We start from the raw sequence: 17,882 nt of genomic DNA on the forward strand, positions 1-17,882 counted from the left end.
TCTCTGGTCGGCCTGCCGAATTCGGGCATAATCCCGCTCAACAAAAAGAGGAGAACGCGGCCGATACAGCGGCCGGGAGGAAAACAGGCAGGTTTTACGGCCCTTTCAACCACATGCGCCGGCATGCGGCCTGATCCCTCACAACCATATTTTCTCTAGCATTCCATCGGGTCGAGGTGAAGATCATGAGTTTCAAAATCGCTATCATCGGTGCGGGCAGCGTCGGTTTCACCAAGAAGCTGTTCACCGACATATTGTGCGTTCCGGAGTTCCGCGACGTCGAATTCGCGCTGACCGATCTCAGCGAACACAATCTCGAAATGATCAAGGCGATCCTCGACCGTATCGTCGAGTCGAACGGGCTGCCGACCAAGGTGACGGCAACGACCAACCGGCGCCAGGCGCTGGAAGGCGCGCGCTACATCATCAGCTGTGTGCGCGTCGGCGGGCTCGAGGCCTATGCCGACGATATCCGCATTCCGCTGAAATACGGTATCGACCAGTGCGTCGGCGATACGATCTGCGCCGGCGGCATCCTCTACGGCCAGCGCAACATCCCCGTCATTCTCGATTTCTGCAAAGATATCCGGGAGGTCGCCGAGCCGGGCGCGAAATTCCTGAACTATGCCAATCCGATGGCGATGAACACCTGGGCGGCGATCGAATATGGCAAGGTCGACACCGTCGGTCTCTGCCACGGTGTCCAGCACGGCGCCGAACAGATCGCCGAGGTGCTCGGCGCCAAATCGCTTGGCGAGCTCGACTATGTCTGCTCCGGCATCAACCACCAGACCTGGTTTATCGACCTGCGCCTCAACGGCCGCAAGATCGGCAAGGATGAGCTGGTGGCCGCCTTCGAGGCGCATCCCGTCTATTCGCAGCAGGAGAAACTGCGCATCGACGTGCTGAAGCGTTTCGGCGTCTATTCGACGGAGAGCAACGGCCACCTTTCGGAATACCTGCCCTGGTACCGCAAGCGGCCGGAGGAAATTACCCGCTGGATCGACATGTCCGACTGGATCCACGGCGAGACCGGCGGTTATCTCCGCTATTCCACCGAAACGCGCAACTGGTTCGAGACGGAATTCCCGCAATTCCTGGAATCCGCCGGCAAGCCGATCGATCCAGCCAAGCGCTCGAACGAACATGCGAGCCATATTCTCGAGGCGCTGGAGACCAACCGGGTCTATCGCGGCCATTTCAACGTCAAGAACAATGGTGTCATCACCAACCTGCCGGCCGATGCGATCATCGAATCGCCCGGTTTCGTCGACCGCTTCGGCATCAACATGGTCTCCGGCGTCACCCTGCCGGAAGCCTGTGCGGCCACCTGCATCGCCTCGATCAACGTCCAGCGCATGTCGGTGCATGCGGCGATCTCCGGCGACATCGACCTTCTGAAGCTCGCCGTGCTGCACGATCCGCTGGTCGGCGCCGTCTCGACGCCCGAGGAGGTCTGGCAGATGGTCGACGAGATGGTCGTTGCCCAAGCGCGCTGGCTGCCGCAATATGCCGAGGCCGTGCCGGCCGCCAAGGAGCGGCTGTCGAAATCCAAGGTGCAGACCCGAGACTGGGCCGGGGCCGCACGCCGCAGCGTCCGCTCGATCGAGGAGTTGCGCGCGGAAAAGGCGGCGCTGAAACAGGCCGGCTGATTTACGTGAAGGATGGGTCGTCATGGATTTCCGGGAGGGAAATCCATGACATCAACCCGCCGTCACGCCGTTCGAGGAGAAAGGAGCCGGCTGCCCCCGTGCTCCGAAACAAGAGGGAGAAACGATGATGAATTTCCGCAAAGCAGGCATTCTGGCCGGACTGGCGCTCGGCGTCTCGGTCTTGGCGCTGCATGCCCATGCTTCCGAACCGACCGTGCCGCCGGTGCCGCCGGAATTTCCGGCCGAAGGCAAGATCAACTATGTCGCGCGCGACTCCATTCTGGAGTTCAAGGCGCTGCCCGAATATCACGAGCCCGACTGGGTGACGAAGAATTTCGTCTCCGCCGGCAAGCTTCCCCCCGTGAAGGATCGTCTGCCGAAGGAGCCGATGGTCTTCAAGACGGGCAATATGCCCGATGGCGTCGGCGTCTACGGCGATACGATGCGCCATGTCATCGGCGGCCGGCCGGAAGGCTGGAACTACGGCGCCGGCCAGACGCAGGGCTGGGGCGGCATCGATATCGGCCTATCCGAATGCCTGACGCGCACCGCGCCGCTGTTCCAGGTGAAAGCCCAGGACACCGAGCCGCTGCCGAACCTGGCCAAGAGCTGGGATTGGTCCGAGGACGGCCACAAGCTGACCATGCATCTGATCGAAGGCGCCAAATGGTCGGACGGCGCGCCCTTCAATGCCGACGACATCATGTTCTACTGGGACGACGAAGTGATCGACCCGAACGTCTCGCCGCTCGGCGGCGGCGCATCGCCTGAGGCTTTCGGTGTCGGCACGACGCTGAAGAAGATCGACGACTACACGGTCGAATGGACCTTCAAGGAGGCCTTCCCGAAGCAATATCTCTACACGATGGCCTATCCGAACTTCTGCCCGGGTCCGTCGCATATCCTGAAGCCCCAGCACCCGAAATACTCGAAGAACACCTACGACCAGTTCAAAAACGCCTTCCCGCCGGAATATATGAACATGCCTGTGATGGGCGCCTGGGTGCCGGTGGAATATCGCTCCGACGACATCATCGTGCTGCGCCGCAACCCCTATTACTGGAAGGTCGATGAGAAGGGCAACCAGCTGCCTTATCTCAACGAGCTGCACTACAAGCTCTCGACCTGGGCTGATCGCGACGTTCAGGCCGTGGCAGGCTCCGCCGATATCTCCAACCTCGAGCAGCCGGAAAACTTCGTCGCCTCGCTGAAGCGGGCCGCCGAAAAGACCGCGCCGGCCCGGCTTGCCTTCGGGCCGCGCCTGATCGGCTATAACCTGCGGATGAACTTCTCCGCCAATGGCTGGGGCAACCCGGATGAGCGCGGCCAGGCGATCCGCGAGCTCAACCGCAACGAGGACTTCCGCAAGGCCGTCACCATGGCGCTCGACCGCAAGGCGATCGGCGACTCGCTGGTCAAGGGACCGTTCACGGCGATCTATCCCGGCGGGCTTTCCTCCGGCACCAGCTTCTACGACCGCAACTCCACCGTCTATTATCCCTTCGATCTCAAGGGCGCCAAGGCCGAACTCGCTAAGGCCGGCCTCAAGGATACCGACGGCGACGGCATCGTGAACTTCCCGGCCGGCACGGCCGGCGGCAAGAATGTCGAAATCGTCATGCTGGTCAACAATCAGTACACGACCGACAAGAGCCTTGCCGAAGGTGTGGTCGGCCAGATGGAGAAGCTCGGGCTGAAGATCGTCCTCAATGCGCTCGACGGCGCCAAGCGTGACGATGCGCATTATGCCGGCCGCTTCGACTGGCTGATCCAGCGCAACACCACGGAACTGTCGTCGGTGGTGCAGAATACCGAGCAGCTTGCCCCGGTCGGCCCGCGCACCAGCTGGCAGCATCGCGCCGGCAAGGATGATCAGCTCGATCTGATGCCCTTCGAAAAGGAACTGGTCGACGTCGTCAATAAGTTTACGACGAGCCAGAACAATGACGAGCGCGTCAATCTGATGAAGCAGTATCAGAAGATCTCGACCGAGCACGTCAACACCGTCGGACTGACGGAATATCCGGGCGCGCTCATCATCAACAAGCGCTTCTCGAACGTCCCCCAGGGCACACCGATCTTCATGTTCAACTGGGCTGAAGATTCGGTGATCCGCGAACGCCTGTGGGTGGCCGCCGACAAGCAGGGCAAATACGAGCTGTTCCCCGAGCAGCTGCCCGGCAAGCCCGGCGACAAGGGTCCGATCAACTGATGCATTGGCATCAGGAATGAAAGAGCCAAAGCGCGTCGCAGGTGATGCGACGCGCGGGAAAAAGTTCCCTCCCAGCTGAAGCGAGAGTCAGGCCGCGCGTGGCGCGCGGCCTGATATGACCAACAAGCCGGCCGCGCCGACAAGGAGCGACTGGCGGCAAGGAGAAGCGGACCGTCCGATGTTACGATTCCTGCTCGTGCGCATAGCCTCCGCGATCCCCGTTCTGTTCATCCTGAGCGTGGTGACCTTCGCGATCATCCAGGCTCCGCCCGGTGACTATGCCGATTACATAAGATCGCAGCTGATCAACCAGGGCGGCGCCTCCTACGCCCAGGCCGAAGCGCAGGCGCAGGCCTACCGGGTCGAGCACGGCCTCGACAAGCCGATGGTCGTGCAATACGTCAACTGGATCGGCGGCATCGTCACCCGCGGCGATTTCGGCTACAGCATGTTCTACAACAAACCGGTTGCCGACGTCGTGGGCGAGCGCCTGCCGCGCACCCTGCTTCTGGCGCTCGTCTGCCACATCTTCGCTTCCGTGCTCGGCATCGGTTTCGGCATCTGGGCGGCGACGCGCCAGTACAGCTGGATCGACAGCCTGCTTTCGGGAATTTCCTTCCTCGGCATGACGGTGCCGCGCTTTCTGATGGCACTGATCATCGTCTATCTCCTGGTCTTCCAGTTCAACGTGTCCGAAATCGGCAGCTTCTTTTCGCCGCAATATGGCGGCGCGCCCTGGTCCTGGGCGAAATTCGTCGATCTCGTCCGCCATGTCTGGCCGGTTGTGGCGATCGCCACCTTCGGCGGGCTTGCCTACAATATGCGCGTCATGCGCGGTAATCTGCTCGACACGCTGAATGCCCAATATGTCGAAACCGCCAAAGCCAAAGGTCTTACGGGCGGGGCGGTGGTGATGCGCCACGCCGTCCCGAACGCGCTGCATCCGCTTGTCATGTATCAGGGCGTCGTGCTGCCCTACATGCTGACCGGTGAGATCGAAACCGCGATCATCTTCGCGCTGCCGACCGTCGGGCCGGCGATCGTCGGCTCGATGGCGGTCGGCGACGTCTATGTCACCGCGACCTTCATGATGGTGCTGTCGGCAACGCTGATCGTCGGCAATATCATCGCCGACATGCTGCTCGCCTTGCTCGATCCACGTGTACGCCAATTCGGAGGAGCCTGAGATGCTTGCTTTCGACTCTTCCGACACGCCGCCGACAACCGAGCACGCGATCAGGAAGCCTCCGCACGGCAATGAGAGCTATCTGGCGCTCGTCTGGCGCCGGCTTAGGCGCTCCTGGACCGGCATGGCCGGGCTGGTGCTCGTCGGGCTGCTGCTCCTGATGGCGGTCTTTGCCGATTTCTTCGCGCCGATGGATCCGAAGGCGACCGATGTCGGCTTCGCGCCGCCGCAGGTGATGAGCTTCCACGACAAGGACGGCAATTTCGTCTTCCAGCCGCGGGTCTATGCGCTTTCGGATTCCGAGGAGCTCGACCCGGTCACCTTCCAGCCGATCGTCGGCATGGATTACGACAATCCGCGCCTGCTCGGCTTCTTCGTCAAGGGCGCCGAATACAAGCTGTTCGGCCTCATTCCGGCCGACCGCCACTTCTTCGGCTCGACCGACGGCCAGCCCGTGCATTTCCTCGGCACCGACAAGTTCGGCCGCGATGTGCTGTCGCGCGCCATCATCGGCTCGCGCATCTCGCTGATGATCGCGCTGACCGTCGTCTTCATCGTCACCCTGATCGGCACGACCGTCGGCATGGTGTCGGGCTATTTCGGCGGCACCTTCGATATCTGGTTGCAGCGCTTCGTCGAGCTGGTGCTCGCCTTCCCGCAGCTGCCGCTCTATCTGGCGCTGACCTCGCTGATCCCGGTGACGGCGCCGACCAATGTCTTCCTCGGCTTCGTGATCGTCGTGATGTCGGCGCTCGGCTGGGCGCAGATGTCACGCGAGGTGCGCGGCAAGACCCTGGCGCTCGCCCGTATCGATTACGTCAGGGCGGCGATGGCCGTCGGCGCCACCGACCGGCGCATTATCATGCAGCATATTTTCCCGAATGTGATGAGCCACGTCATCGTCGCGGTGACGCTGGCCATACCGAGCGTCGTGCTCCTGGAATCCTTCCTCGGTTTCTTAGGCTTTGCCGTCAAGCCGCCGCTGATCTCCTGGGGGTTGATGCTGCAGGATACGGCGACCTATTCGGTCATCGGCTCCTATCCCTGGATTCTCGCTCCCGTCGGCTTCGTGCTCGTCACCGTCTTCGCCTTCAATGCGCTCGGCGACGGACTGCGCGATGCAGTCGACCCCTATTGAGGTGATCGATATGGCTCTTTCCCTGGTCAATTCCTTCGCCCCGCCCGTCCGCCACGACCATGACGGCCGCTCGGAAACGCCGATCATCGACGCCCGCAACGTGGCGGTGAATTTCAAGGTTGAGGACGGCATGGTCGAAGCCGTCAAGGACGTCTCCTTCCAGCTCTATCGCGGCGAGACCATCGCCATCGTCGGCGAATCCGGCTCCGGCAAATCGGTGACGGCGCGCACGGTGATGGGGCTTTTGTCGAAGCGCGCCGTGGTCTCCGACAAATCGACTGTTTCCTATGACGGCAGCAATATTCTGAAATTCTCCGAGCGGGCCCGCCGCAAGCTGCGCGGCGACCGCATCTCGATGATCTTCCAGGAGCCGATGAGCTCGCTGAACCCGATCTATACGATCGGCAGCCAGATCGTCGAGGCGATCCGCGTGCATCGGCGCATGAGCCGCAGGGATGCGCAAAAGCGGGCGCTGGAACTGCTGGAACATGTGCAGATCCCCGATCCCGCCGCTCGGCTCATGCAATATCCACATCAGCTTTCCGGCGGTCAGCGCCAGCGTGTAATGATCGCCATGGCGCTCGCCAACGATCCCGATGTGTTGATCGCCGACGAGCCGACGACGGCGCTCGACGTCACCGTGCAGGCGCAGATCCTCAACCTGATCCGCAACCTGCAGAAAGAGTTGGGGATGGCGGTCATCCTCATCACCCACGACCTGACGGTGGTGCGGCAGTTCTCCGACTACGTCTATGTCATGCAGCATGGCGAAGTGCGCGAGCACAATGTCACCGAAGCGCTGTTTGCCAATCCGCAGCACGCCTATACCAAACACCTGCTCGCCTCCGAACCGCGCGGCCAGGCTAATCCGCTGCCGGAGGGATCCGATATCATCCTCGACGCCAAGGGTGTGCGCGTCGGCTTCATGATGCGCCACGGCACTTTCCTGAAGCCGGAGATGCGCGAACTCGTCGCCGTCGACAGCTTGAGCCTGACGCTGCGCCGCCACGAGACGCTCGGTCTCGTCGGCGAATCCGGCTCCGGCAAGACGACCTTCGGCCAGGCGATCCTGCGGCTCAACACGCCGCAGGCCGGCGAAATCCATTTCGACCGCCAGCCGATCCACGGCCTCTCCCGCGCCGAGATGCGCCCCTTCCGCGCCCGCATGCAGATCGTCTTTCAAGATCCGTTCTCATCGCTCAACCCGCGCATGACGATCGGCCAGATCATCGAGGAAGGCCTCGTCGTCAACCGGCTCGGCGCCACCAGGGCCGAGCGGCAGGACCGGGTGCGCGAGGCGCTTGTTGCCGCCGGCATGCCCAGCAATATCCTCTCGCGTTTCCCGCATGAATTTTCCGGCGGCCAGCGCCAGCGCATCGCCATTGCTCGCGCCATCGCGCTGGAGCCGGAATTCATCCTGCTCGACGAACCGACATCGGCCCTCGACCTCTCCGTCCAGGCGCAGATCATCGAACTCTTGCGCAAGCTGCAGGACGAGCGGGGCTTGAGCTACCTCTTCATCTCCCACGACCTCAAGGTTGTGAGGGCGCTCTGCCACCGCGTCATCGTCATGCAGCATGGCAAGATCGTCGAGGAAGGTCCCGTCAACGAAGTTCTCACCCATCCCAAGACCGCCTACACCGAACGGCTCGTCAAGGCCGCTTTCGAGGTAGCATGATTATCGAATGCCGGAGGCACTAATGGCAGCAAATCCCAAAATCACCTTCATCGGAGCAGGTTCCACCGTCTTCATGAAGAACATCATCGGCGACGTGTTGCAGCGTCCGGCGCTCTCGGGCGCAACGATCGCCCTTATGGACCTCAATCCGCAGCGGTTGGAAGAAAGCGGCATCGTCGTCAACAAGCTGATCTCGACGCTCGGCGTCAAGGCCAGGGCCGAGACCTATTCCGACCAGCGCAAGGCGCTGGCCGGCGCCGATTTCGTCGTCGTCGCCTTCCAGATCGGCGGCTATGAGCCTTGCACCGTCACCGATTTCGAGGTGCCGAAGAAATACGGCCTGCGCCAGACGATCGCCGACACGCTCGGCGTCGGCGGCATCATGCGCGGCCTGCGCACCGTGCCGCATCTCTGGAAGGTCTGCGAGGATATGCTCGCCGTCTGCCCCCAGGCGATCATGCTGCAATATGTCAACCCGATGGCGATCAACACCTGGGCGATTGCGGAGAAATACCCGACCATTCGCCAGGTCGGCCTCTGCCACTCGGTGCAGGGCACGGCGATGGAGCTTGCCCACGATCTCGACATTCCCTACGAGGAAATCCGCTACCGCGCCGCCGGCATCAACCACATGGCCTTCTATCTCAAATTCGAGCATCGCCAGGCCGACGGCTCCTACCGCAACCTCTATCCCGATCTCTTGCGCGCCTATCGCGAGGGCAGGGCGCCGAAGCCCGGCTGGAACCCGCGCTGCCCGAACAAGGTGCGCTATGAGATGCTGACGCGGCTCGGCTATTTCGTCACCGAAAGCTCGGAGCATTTCGCCGAATACACGCCCTATTTTATCAAGGAGGGCCGCGATGACCTGATCGAGAAATTCGGCATCCCGCTCGATGAATATCCGAAGCGCTGCATCGAGCAGATCGAGCGCTGGAAGGGCCAGGCGGAGGCCTACCGCAGCGCCGACAAGATCGAGGTTCAGCCATCGAAGGAATATGCCTCCTCGATCATCAACTCGGTCTGGACCGGCGAACCCTCGGTGATCTACGGCAACGTCCGCAACAATGGCTGCATCACCTCGCTGCCGGAAAATTGCGCCGCCGAAGTGCCCTGCCTCGTCGACGCCTCCGGCATCCAGCCGACCTTCATCGGCGACCTGCCGCCGCAGCTGACCGCGCTGATCCGCACCAATATCAACGTGCAGGAGCTGACGGTGCAGGCGCTGATGACCGAAAATCGCGAGCACATCTACCACGCCGCGATGATGGATCCGCACACCGCCGCCGAACTCGACCTCGACCAGATCTGGTCGCTGGTCGACGACCTGCTCGCCACCCACGGCGACTGGCTGCCGGAATGGGCCCGCACCTCCAAGAAAGTCCAGGCCGCCTGACCGCCTCTCCCTGGTCGGGCATCAAGGAGCCCCGCGGTGGCAACAACCGCGGGGCTTTTGCGTGGGGAAACCCGTCGGCATCAAACGCCGGAAACTCTAGATCCCCGATCCATCGAGCTGCTCGTCGTCATCGCCTTCCCAGGGCGAGGGCATCGAGGTGCGATTGGCCGAGGGCATCGGCATCCAACACTTCAACTCCGGCTCGGCATATTCGATAATGTGCCCGGGCGAAGAATCCGAGGCGCGCCAGCCTTCTCCCGCGAATTGATCGCCATGCGACCAATAGGCGAGATCAACCTCCGCCGGCCCCTGCTCGGACGCCCGGATCGTCACCAGGATCCGGCTGCCGTCCTTCGGTGCGGTTGCCATATTGCGCCAGCGGTCTGGTTCATCCATCGATTTTCCTCCTGCCTTGCTGCTGGTGCAAGTGTTGCCTTGTCATCGAAGGCGGTCAACCCAAACTTTGCGGAGCCCGCCCTCGTCTGTCCGATCCAAAGAATCTTTCCTGATCAATTCTCTTCAAACGGAAGATGCAAATGCGGTATCTGAACCGATCTGGTCGTGCTACGCATCGGACATGGGATTCGGGGTCTTCATCCACCGCTCAGATTCGATCTACGACGACAGCCCGGCAGAACAATATCAGTTCCCGACTCAATATCTCGGTCGCGTGCAAGCTTGCCTCGGAGACTGGATTATTTATTACGAGCCGCGCAAGGTTGCGGTGACCCGCGGCTATTTTGCTGTCGCCAAGGTAGCCAAGGTCATTCCGGATCCGAAGGCGTCCGGCATGTATCTGGCACTCATCGAGCCTGGCAGTTACCTCGATTTCGTCAATGCCGTTCCGTTTAGCGGGCCGGACGGTGTGATTGAGCGGGGGGTGCTGAATGAGGAGCGGCGGATTTCCGGTCGAGCACAGGCCGCTGTACGCCCGATATCCACTGCAGATTTCAATCGGATCGTGTTGATTGGCTTAGATGAGCATGAGCCTGAGCTGCCTCGGTTGGATGAGCCAGGAGCAGCGCCCCGTGCCGACGGATTTGAAGACAGAGCTCAAGCGCTCTTCACATTCGACCACGACCGCGATCGAGTTATGCAGCTGTCGTCGCGGATAGTGCGCAATCGGCTATTTCGTCGACTTGTGCTGCAGGCCTATGACAAACGGTGCGCAATCACCGCCTGAAGCTGATAAACGGCGGCGGGCGTGCGGAAGTCGACGCTGCGCATATCCGCCCCGTGGAGGCAAATGGACCCGATATTCTCACGAACGGCATTGCTCTTTCTGGTACCGCACACTGGATGTTCGACCGCGGGCTGATCGGCCTCTCGGATGAACTCGATATCCTAATCTCCCGGCAAGCCAACGATCGGGAAAGCGTCCGAAGCCTGATCAACAAGTCTGGAAAGGCGATTGTGCCGCCCCGGCAGTTCGAGCGGCCACATCCTCATTTTCTCCAGTGGCATCGCCAATATTGCTTCAAGCAGTAGCAAAGACAGCCCGGATCGTTTGAGCCGTTAGTGCCGAGAGAGCTACCTAAAAACCGCCGCTGCCGACGAGCGTTTTAGAGGCCTTCTGCCGCGCTATAGACCAAGTCATTTACCGCCCGCTTGCCAAAAAACCGTAATTGCGTCACCTAAATCACCCATCGACAGAGCTGGCATAAGAATTGGATCCACGCTGAATGCGCATAGCATGCGTTTTTCTTGGTGCATTTCTTGTCATACGAAACGTCTATCGGCGCGGCGGCCTGCATATTGAGCAATCCTATCCTCCGATAGGTGCTAGTTACGACGTGCGGGAAGTCCAAATCCAATATCGTTGAGTTTCGATAGGCATTACTTATCGGGAGGCGTTGCCGCCAATCAGGTCAAAAGCGTTGTCAAACCGAACACCTCTGGCGCCTTGCAGCGGTTCAGGGCATCCTATGATGGCTGAAAATTGTGTTTTGGCAGTTGGAGGAATGCCGATGCGCTGCTTTACCGTGCTTGGACCTTCGCAGACCGGAAAATCGACAGTCGTGGAAAAGCTCGGCTCGCTGGAGGGGACGCCGAGAAAATCCAGCTCCCCTTACGGATTGAACCTCACAGAGTTCACCTTCGGAAACGAGGCGTGGTGTGCACTGGATGCGCCAGGACCCAACGAAGCGTTGGCGCATGCGCAGCACGCGCTTCTTGCCAGCGACGCCTGCATATTGTGCGTTTCATCGGCACCCGAGGAGGCTGTGCTCGCCGCGCCCTATCTCAGGATAATCGAGGCCTCGGGGACGCCTTGCATCCTCTTCGTCAACCGGATGGACGAACCGAGAGGGCGGTTGAGGGACGTGATCGCCGCGCTTCAAGACTACGCCAGCCACACCCTTTTGCTTCGCCAGATCCCGATCCGCGAGGGAGACAGGATCATTGGCAGTTGCGATCTGATTTCGGAGCGGGCGTGGCGCTACCGGGAAGGCCAGCCTTCGGCGCTTATCGCAATCCCCGAAAGCACTGCCGAACGCGAGCACGAAGCGCGCACCGAGCTCCTGGAACACCTGTCCGAATTTGATGACTGGCTTCTCGAGGAACTGATCGAGGACCGCGAGCCATCCAGCGACGCGCTCTATGCCATTTCATCACGGGTTCTCAGGGAAAACAGAATTATCCCGGTCCTCATCGGTGCTGCAAGTCACGGCAACGGCATGATGAGGCTGATGAAAGCGCTGCGCCACGAGTCGCCGCCGGTCGGGATTCTCAGGCAGCGTCTCGCTCATGCGGGAACTGTCGATGAAGGCAAGCTGGTGGCCGTGAGCTTCCATGCCTATCATCGCCAGAATGTTGGCAAGACGGTGCTCGTGCGCGCACTTGGCGAGGGACTGCGGCAAGGCGCATCGCTCGGCGGCTCCAGCCTCGGCGCCGTCCAAAATCTCGCAAACGGGCGGTCCAATTCGGCGGTTCTGCCTGCGCCGGGAGATGTCTTCGCGGCGGTCAAGTCCGACCATCTGCCCGTCCCTTCGCTGTTAGCCTCCGGCGCGGTGGTCGCCCCGCCTGAGTGGACGGAACCGCCGACGCCGATGCTTGAAAGGATCCTGGTTCCGGGCAGCGAGCGCGATGAAAACAAACTTTCCGAAACGCTAGCGAAACTGTCCGAGACGGATCGCGGTCTGAAAGTCTTGCAGGAGGAAGGCACGGGCGCTCAACTCGTCCGCGCCCAAGGACCGGTGCATCTGCGTGATCTCTGCCGAACGCTGGCGGAAGTCTTTCACATCACGGTGACCGACCGAACGCCAAGCCCGATCTACCGAGAGACGATCGCGAAACCATCGGAGGTTCATTACCGCCATCGCAAACAGACCGGCGGTGCCGGGCAATTCGCGGATGTGAAGTTGAGCATTCACCCCAACGAGCGCGGCCAGGGCTTCACCTTTGGCGAAACCGTCAAGGGCGGCGCCGTTCCGCGCAATTACTTCCCCGCCGTCGAAGCGGGGGCGCGCGAAGCGATGGAGAAAGGACCGCTAGGCTTCGAAGTCATCGATGTCGGCGTAACGCTGTTGGATGGTCAGCACCATGCCGTCGACAGTTCAGAACACGCCTTCCGGACTGCGTCGAAAATGGGGGTGCGACAGGCGCTTTCTGAAGGATCGCCCGTCTTGATGCAGCCGGTCTTCCGCACCGAGTTCCACATCCCGTCGGTCTATTCAGGCAGCCTTGTCCAGATCGTCGCTGCTCTCAACGGTCAGGTTCTCGGCTTCGACCGTGATGAAACCGCCAAGGGATGGGACATCTTCCGGGCGCTCGTTCCGGGCGGCGCACTTGAAGATCTGGCGCGGGCGCTGCGCTCGGCGACGCAGGGCATTGGTTATTTTTCCAAGACCTTCGATCACTTCGAGGAACTATACGGCAAGGAAGCGGACGCCATTGTGAAGGCAAAGGAGAAAGCAGGCACCGCCCACTGAAACGTTGGCGCCATTTCAAGGCGCTCAAGCACGGTCGGATCGAACCGAGTTCAAGAGCGGCAAGGCAGTCGGGAATCGGTGTCGGTGAATTGAGCAAGGAACCTTCGAAGGGGGCGAAACGTTATGCGCCTCATTGCTGGAGACTGGCTAATGTACATCGTTGTTGGCGGGACGGGCCACGTCGGTTCCGTCGTGGCGCAGACACTGCTCGATGAGGGCGAGGCCGTTACCATCGTCACGCGAGACCGTGAGAAGGCCGGCGGATGGCAACGGCGGGGCGCGGAGGTGGCCGTCGCCGACGTCCACGACGTAGCCTCGCTGCGTGAGGTGTTCCGCCGCGGGAAGCGGGCCTTCCTACTGAACCCGAACGCTGACATTTCGAGCGATACGGATCGGGAGGAACGCGAGACTGTGCGCTGCCTGCTTGAGGCGATCGAAGGGTCCGGACTGGAGAAGGTCGTGGCGCAATCAACCTTGGGCGCCCAGCCGGGCAAGGAATCCGGCGATCTCAACGTCCTTTACGAACTGGAAGTGGGCCTGAGGAGCCAGCCGATTCCTGCCAGTATCATCCGTGCAGCCTACTACTACAGCAATTGGGATAGGATGTTGGAGTCTGTCATGAGGGACGGGGTGCTATCGACCATGCTCCCTGCCGACCTCAAGCTCCCGATGGTCGCGCCGGAGGATCTGGGAAGGGTGGCGGCGCGGCTCCTGCAGGCGCCGATCGAACAGATCGGCGTATACCCCGTAGAGGGGCCGGAACGGAACTCCCCCAATGATGTCGCCGCAGCCTTCGCTGCCGCACTCGGCCGGGCGGTTCGCGTCGACGTGATCCCGCGTGAAACCTGGGAAGACGCATACCGCAGCTTGGGCCTCTCCGACGCGGCGGCTCGATCATATGCAAGGATGACGGCTCTCACGGCTGACGGTCCCGAATATCCCGAGGATCCAATTCGAGGATCGATCTCGCTCCAGACCTACATAGGCAAGCTCGTCGCGGCTAAAATACCATAATTGCGCCACCACCGCCGCCAGCCCGTGGGGCTATCCTTTGAGGTGAGTGATTGCTGACTCAATCCTTAAGGCGGTCCATATTGCGAGACCAAGGGAAAGAAATCACCGGTTTCTGCGCAACGGGCGTATGTTCGCTTGGTGCTTCCTGTTCAGCAGATCCGGCATCGCGCAGTGCCTCGCGAAGGGCCTGACCTTGCGGATGATCGCCGAAGTGCTCCAGGAAGCTCGAAATCGGCCATCTCGTCTCCGTGCCGCCGGAGGCGTCGTTGGCGTGATGGATCACGATATGCTGGTCCGCGGTTTCGGTATGAGCGAGATACCATTTGTCTCCGTTTGCGCTCGCTGCGAATTCTTTTGGTGCTTCTGGCATTCCAGCCTCCTCTGATGGTGCCCATTATTGTGCCGCTTCCCGGCGCACTGTCGCCCATTTATGGTTCGGCAAGTGCAGCAAAGGGGATCGAGTGAACGGCTTGGCCGCTCTGCCGGGCGACCCCGATGATATATCAAAGCAGCAGATACATCTGCCGGGGGCATTCCGACGCCGTGTCACTGAGTTGCAGGTAGTTCATGCGCGGAGAGTCGATGACTTCCTGCGCCGCCGACGCTTGCGCCAAGGGCGATGAGAAGCTCGTCCAGCTGTTCGAACTGCTCCGACATGCACCTGCCATCCGGGTGGCAATGGCTTCGTCGAATTAGTAACTCACCACGCGTCTGTTCAAGCGCCGGTGGGCGACTTAACCACAACGGCTGATCGGATCCCCTGTACCCGCTTGCGATTTTTTTCGAACTCCGCGGATGATTTCGAGGACAGTGGTGTTTTTCCAAAGTGCCGGCTGAGTTCGATGGAAAGGGCGGCGGGCGAGGTCATTCCATCATTATAGAGATTGAACAGCAATTTGACCGCGATGTTGTAATATTTCGGATCTGCGAGGCTACTTGTGGAATCGTATCCGGCGTCGTCGAGGACGCCTTGCAATACAGCCAGGTCAGAGGTCCGCACGGAGATGTTGAGATTGGAAGACATGCTGTCCTCCTTCAATTTGGGGCGAAGGGACAACCGACCTCCACGCAGTAGCGCCCTGAGAAACAGCTACTGAAGATGCATCCTGCGCCTAATCAATGCGGCTGGCAAACTAAATATTCCGGGGTAGCAGGAAGCGGTCAGGCTTATGCGTTCGAATGTAGTTATTCTCGCAATCATCGTTTCCCGGTTCGATAGTCACCGCGCCAAAAGACGTTCCTCGCTGAATCGCCCGCGGCGTCATCAATTTTTCTTGTCCGCAGGCGGGTGCACAGCTCGCGTGGCGCCTCCTTCGTTTTCCCATGATGCCAAAGCCTCAGGATCGGCATGCAGCTTCCGCCGCCTCGAAGAGGGGTAGGTGGGCGCCGGGATCGTCGCCGCCCTGATGCGTCTAATCACCATCACCTCTTCGTGATGGTCGCCATTTTCCGAAGCAACGAGATCTGTCGTCGCATAGTCCGCTCGCTTGAGGATGGACCGCAGCCGCCAATTCTCGTCGCGTTTCGCAGCAGTTCCAGTCGTGATGATTACTACCATAACCATCCTCTCAAAATTAAACTAATGATGACGGCGAAGCTCGCCAGGATGGAAGCCCTGAATAAGAAGTCGCCGTAAGCCACGGTATGGGAAGAGTGCTTGAAGGTGGAAGACATCTTGTCCTCCTTTGATTGGGGCGAAGGGAGCCACCCTTTGATCGGCAGCGCCCGTTTCATTGGCTGCCGATATGCGAATATGCGCCTCCATTGCGCTTTATCCAAGGCAAAAGCGACGAACGCTGTGCAAGGCGCCTCTATAATTTTCCGTCCCGGGGCCACTCGGTCACGGGGCGAGAGGCTCGGGCTCTGTCTTAGCTCGTTCGGCGACGACAACAAGTTGACGGCCGCGATAATACCGGGCGGCCCCGAATTGAATCCTACTTTCGCCGCCTGTGTGATATAGTCTCTTATGACCTATTCTCCGAAGGACCTGGAACTCGCGCGCCGGCAAGTGATTGTCGACCGGCAGATGATTTGCGCTCAGCAGGGCCTGATCGACGGAATGCTGGCGCGAGGCGAGCCTGCCGGGCTGGCCAGGGAAAGGCTGGTCAAGTTGACAGAGGATTTGCGCAACCACTGCTTCCATCAGGATCTGATTCAGGCGTCGATCCGATTGGAGCGCTGAGCCAGCCGCCGCCCACGGGGGGCGGTCGGCGGGTCTAATCCTTGTTCACTCACCAGCTTTTTCGTCACGCTCCTCGGCACGCCTCTCGGATTCCCGGGTGGCGATCTTCCTGCTGTGATCGGTCCGCGCCTGCTCGAGTTCACCCATTGTAGGAAGATCCCGGACAGCAAGACTCTTATCTTCGGCCTCAGGGCTTCGGCGCTTTGTGAACCGATGCCGCGGGTTCTTTGCTTCACGCAGTTCGTCAACTGCGCGCGCTTCCTCGGACGGCACGGCGAGGTCGGTGCGTGCGGCGACGGCATGGGCGATCAATTCCTTCGCGGAGGGATTGCCGTCCGGACGCTTGCCGTTAGCGCCGAAGTCGTTTCGGTCACTTGCGGTAGGGGGCTTGGCGTTGTTATGTCTCGACATTTGAAGGCCTCTTTTTCATGAAGTCATGAGCCTGCCGTTCGCGCGGGACGCGCTTTCGCGGCCGACTTCCTGCTTGTCGAGCAGGCGGGCGAAGGTAGTGTATATTTCTGCAAAATCCGATCTTTTGAATTGCGGTATCTTGTATTTCATGAAAATAGCGCAAGAAAAAGGCGAATAAGGCTCTATTGGATGGCTAGTTTAATTTAGATTTTCTACCAATAATATTTTAAACTTGACCAATCGAGTCTAAATAAAACCTTCATTTTAGGATTTTGTCCCAGTTGTGACGCAATTGGGGCGTAAGAGTCCCCTGTCGTCGTTTGGCCCTGTGGTTCTCGTCCGTGTCAAAGAGTTGAACACCATCATCGCTCCGAATTCCGATCGCCATGCCAATGCCCTTTAGGAAGTATTAGCGGGCCTTGGCTAACCGCCTTCAACTGGAGCTGTCACCATGTCCGACCTATCCTCCACACGCACGACGGACACCATCGTTCACTTCTCCGCCCCTTTCGCGCTTCCCGATCTTGTTGGTGAGGTGCATCCGGCCGGCGATTACAAGATCGCGCAGGATGAGGAGCGGATCGAAGGCCTGTCGTGGCTTGCCTACCGCCGCACCGCAACCTACATTCATCTGCCGTCGATTGCGCAGGGCAACCGCTTGCGCAGGATCGTCCGGATCGAGCCGACGGCGCTCGCTGATCTCTTGGCGGCGACGAATGCGACGCAGGAGCTGTCCCGATGAACGCCATCGAAAACCGTGAGAAAGCGCTGGAGGAGATCTATTTCCTGAACTCGGAAATGGCCTTCAAGGTGCGATCGCGCCGCGACCGTCTACTGGCGGTCTGGGTCTGCGGCATAACAGGCGCTGCCGATGTCAAAGCCTATGTCGGAGAGATCGTCGATCTCAGGATGTCAGGGGCTGACGATGAAGCCGTGATTGCCAAAATCCTTGCAGATTTGCGCTCGACCGGAAATGATCTCGATGAAAGAGCCTTGCGGGAGCGCATGAAGACTTTGAGCGTTGCCGCCACGCAGGATATCGCCCGGCAACCCTCTTTATGATCGGGAGATCCATCTGCCGCTGGCG

The 17,882-nt window shown here is 60.4% G+C and carries 15 protein-coding genes and 1 pseudogene; 12 read left to right on the forward strand and 4 right to left on the reverse strand.

Going from position 1 to position 17,882, the window contains the following annotated elements:
• Positions 1 to 185 precede the first annotated feature (185 nt).
• The 6 genes from GGI60_RS24075 (at position 186) to GGI60_RS24100 (ending at position 9,259) form a co-directional block, all read left to right on the forward strand.
• Positions 186 to 1,652 (forward strand): alpha-glucosidase/alpha-galactosidase, encoded by a 1,467-nt coding sequence (locus tag GGI60_RS24075; RefSeq protein ID WP_106795690.1) that lies wholly within the window; start codon positions 186 to 188, stop codon positions 1,650 to 1,652.
• A gap of 124 nt (positions 1,653 to 1,776) precedes the next feature.
• Positions 1,777 to 3,864, forward strand: a complete 2,088-nt coding sequence (locus GGI60_RS24080) for an ABC transporter substrate-binding protein (protein WP_086156550.1) — start codon at positions 1,777 to 1,779, stop codon at positions 3,862 to 3,864.
• A gap of 178 nt (positions 3,865 to 4,042) precedes the next feature.
• Positions 4,043 to 5,050, forward strand: coding sequence for an ABC transporter permease (locus tag GGI60_RS24085; RefSeq protein WP_086156551.1), 1,008 nt, complete (start codon positions 4,043 to 4,045; stop codon positions 5,048 to 5,050).
• 1 nt (position 5,051) lies between these two features.
• A complete protein-coding gene (locus tag GGI60_RS24090) occupies positions 5,052 to 6,188 on the forward strand; it encodes an ABC transporter permease (RefSeq protein WP_183918958.1) in 1,137 nt (378 codons plus the stop codon).
• Positions 6,189 to 6,198: 10 nt separating this feature from the next.
• The gene (locus tag GGI60_RS24095) at positions 6,199 to 7,866 is read left to right on the forward strand and encodes an ABC transporter ATP-binding protein (protein ID WP_183919069.1); all 1,668 of its coding nucleotides are present in this window, start codon (positions 6,199 to 6,201) and stop codon (positions 7,864 to 7,866) included.
• Positions 7,867 to 7,888: 22 nt separating this feature from the next.
• Positions 7,889 to 9,259, forward strand: a complete 1,371-nt coding sequence (locus GGI60_RS24100; RefSeq protein WP_183918957.1) for an alpha-glucosidase/alpha-galactosidase — start codon at positions 7,889 to 7,891, stop codon at positions 9,257 to 9,259.
• Positions 9,260 to 9,355: 96 nt separating this feature from the next.
• Here the strand turns inward: GGI60_RS24100 and GGI60_RS24105 are convergent, their stop codons facing one another.
• On the reverse strand, positions 9,356 to 9,655 hold the full coding sequence (locus tag GGI60_RS24105; protein WP_009986922.1) for a hypothetical protein: 300 nt from the start codon (positions 9,653 to 9,655) through the stop codon (positions 9,356 to 9,358).
• 181 nt (positions 9,656 to 9,836) lie between these two features.
• On the opposite strand from GGI60_RS24105, the pseudogene GGI60_RS24110 reads away from it, so the two are divergent.
• From GGI60_RS24110 to GGI60_RS24120, 3 genes and pseudogenes are all read left to right on the forward strand, one after another.
• Positions 9,837 to 10,747, forward strand: a pseudogene (locus GGI60_RS24110) (HNH endonuclease).
• Between the two features lie 479 nt (positions 10,748 to 11,226).
• Positions 11,227 to 13,188, forward strand: coding sequence for an elongation factor G (locus GGI60_RS24115; protein ID WP_183918956.1), 1,962 nt, complete (start codon positions 11,227 to 11,229; stop codon positions 13,186 to 13,188).
• A 150-nt stretch (positions 13,189 to 13,338) separates the two neighbouring features.
• A complete protein-coding gene (locus GGI60_RS24120) occupies positions 13,339 to 14,202 on the forward strand; it encodes an NmrA family NAD(P)-binding protein (protein WP_183918955.1) in 864 nt (287 codons plus the stop codon).
• Between the two features lie 58 nt (positions 14,203 to 14,260).
• Here GGI60_RS24120 and GGI60_RS24125 read toward each other — a convergent pair whose 3' ends face one another.
• Positions 14,261 to 14,572, reverse strand: coding sequence for a hypothetical protein (locus tag GGI60_RS24125; RefSeq protein WP_183918954.1), 312 nt, complete (start codon positions 14,570 to 14,572; stop codon positions 14,261 to 14,263).
• Between the two features lie 345 nt (positions 14,573 to 14,917).
• A complete protein-coding gene (locus tag GGI60_RS24130; protein WP_096477649.1) occupies positions 14,918 to 15,226 on the reverse strand; it encodes a hypothetical protein in 309 nt (102 codons plus the stop codon).
• A 942-nt stretch (positions 15,227 to 16,168) separates the two neighbouring features.
• On the opposite strand from GGI60_RS24130, the gene GGI60_RS24135 reads away from it, so the two are divergent.
• Entirely contained in the window at positions 16,169 to 16,384 is a 216-nt protein-coding gene (locus GGI60_RS24135) for a hypothetical protein (RefSeq protein WP_096477652.1), read from the forward strand.
• Positions 16,385 to 16,429: 45 nt separating this feature from the next.
• Here GGI60_RS24135 and GGI60_RS24140 read toward each other — a convergent pair whose 3' ends face one another.
• On the reverse strand, positions 16,430 to 16,795 hold the full coding sequence (locus tag GGI60_RS24140; RefSeq protein ID WP_096477653.1) for a hypothetical protein: 366 nt from the start codon (positions 16,793 to 16,795) through the stop codon (positions 16,430 to 16,432).
• Positions 16,796 to 17,246: 451 nt separating this feature from the next.
• Between GGI60_RS24140 and GGI60_RS24145 the strand changes: the two genes are divergently transcribed.
• Entirely contained in the window at positions 17,247 to 17,537 is a 291-nt protein-coding gene (locus GGI60_RS24145; RefSeq protein ID WP_096477654.1) for a hypothetical protein, read from the forward strand.
• On the forward strand, positions 17,534 to 17,857 hold the full coding sequence (locus GGI60_RS24150) for an ATPase inhibitor subunit zeta (protein WP_183918953.1): 324 nt from the start codon (positions 17,534 to 17,536) through the stop codon (positions 17,855 to 17,857). The genes GGI60_RS24145 and GGI60_RS24150 overlap by 4 nt, the downstream gene beginning before the upstream one ends.
• Positions 17,858 to 17,882: the final 25 nt, after the last annotated feature.

The sequence above is a fragment of the Rhizobium lentis genome (genome assembly GCF_014200175.1).
Lineage (GTDB): Bacteria > Pseudomonadota > Alphaproteobacteria > Rhizobiales > Rhizobiaceae > Rhizobium > Rhizobium mulingense.

What these genes read in the sequence shown, in the direction of transcription:
- GGI60_RS24075 (WP_106795690.1), top strand. Translation starts at nt 186, where the DNA reads ATGAGTTTCAAAATCGCTATCATCGGTGCGGGCAGCGTCGGTTTCACC.
- GGI60_RS24080 (WP_086156550.1), top strand. Translation starts at nt 1,777, where the DNA reads ATGATGAATTTCCGCAAAGCAGGCATTCTGGCCGGACTGGCGCTCGGC.
- GGI60_RS24085 (WP_086156551.1), top strand. Translation starts at nt 4,043, where the DNA reads ATGTTACGATTCCTGCTCGTGCGCATAGCCTCCGCGATCCCCGTTCTG.
- GGI60_RS24090 (WP_183918958.1), top strand. Translation starts at nt 5,052, where the DNA reads ATGCTTGCTTTCGACTCTTCCGACACGCCGCCGACAACCGAGCACGCG.
- GGI60_RS24095 (WP_183919069.1), top strand. Translation starts at nt 6,199, where the DNA reads ATGGCTCTTTCCCTGGTCAATTCCTTCGCCCCGCCCGTCCGCCACGAC.
- GGI60_RS24100 (WP_183918957.1), top strand. Translation starts at nt 7,889, where the DNA reads ATGGCAGCAAATCCCAAAATCACCTTCATCGGAGCAGGTTCCACCGTC.
- GGI60_RS24105 (WP_009986922.1), bottom strand. Translation starts at nt 9,655, where the DNA reads ATGGATGAACCAGACCGCTGGCGCAATATGGCAACCGCACCGAAGGAC.
- GGI60_RS24115 (WP_183918956.1), top strand. Translation starts at nt 11,227, where the DNA reads ATGCGCTGCTTTACCGTGCTTGGACCTTCGCAGACCGGAAAATCGACA.
- GGI60_RS24120 (WP_183918955.1), top strand. Translation starts at nt 13,339, where the DNA reads ATGTACATCGTTGTTGGCGGGACGGGCCACGTCGGTTCCGTCGTGGCG.
- GGI60_RS24125 (WP_183918954.1), bottom strand. Translation starts at nt 14,572, where the DNA reads ATGCCAGAAGCACCAAAAGAATTCGCAGCGAGCGCAAACGGAGACAAA.
- GGI60_RS24130 (WP_096477649.1), bottom strand. Translation starts at nt 15,226, where the DNA reads ATGTCTTCCAATCTCAACATCTCCGTGCGGACCTCTGACCTGGCTGTA.
- GGI60_RS24135 (WP_096477652.1), top strand. Translation starts at nt 16,169, where the DNA reads ATGACCTATTCTCCGAAGGACCTGGAACTCGCGCGCCGGCAAGTGATT.
- GGI60_RS24140 (WP_096477653.1), bottom strand. Translation starts at nt 16,795, where the DNA reads ATGTCGAGACATAACAACGCCAAGCCCCCTACCGCAAGTGACCGAAAC.
- GGI60_RS24145 (WP_096477654.1), top strand. Translation starts at nt 17,247, where the DNA reads ATGTCCGACCTATCCTCCACACGCACGACGGACACCATCGTTCACTTC.
- GGI60_RS24150 (WP_183918953.1), top strand. Translation starts at nt 17,534, where the DNA reads ATGAACGCCATCGAAAACCGTGAGAAAGCGCTGGAGGAGATCTATTTC.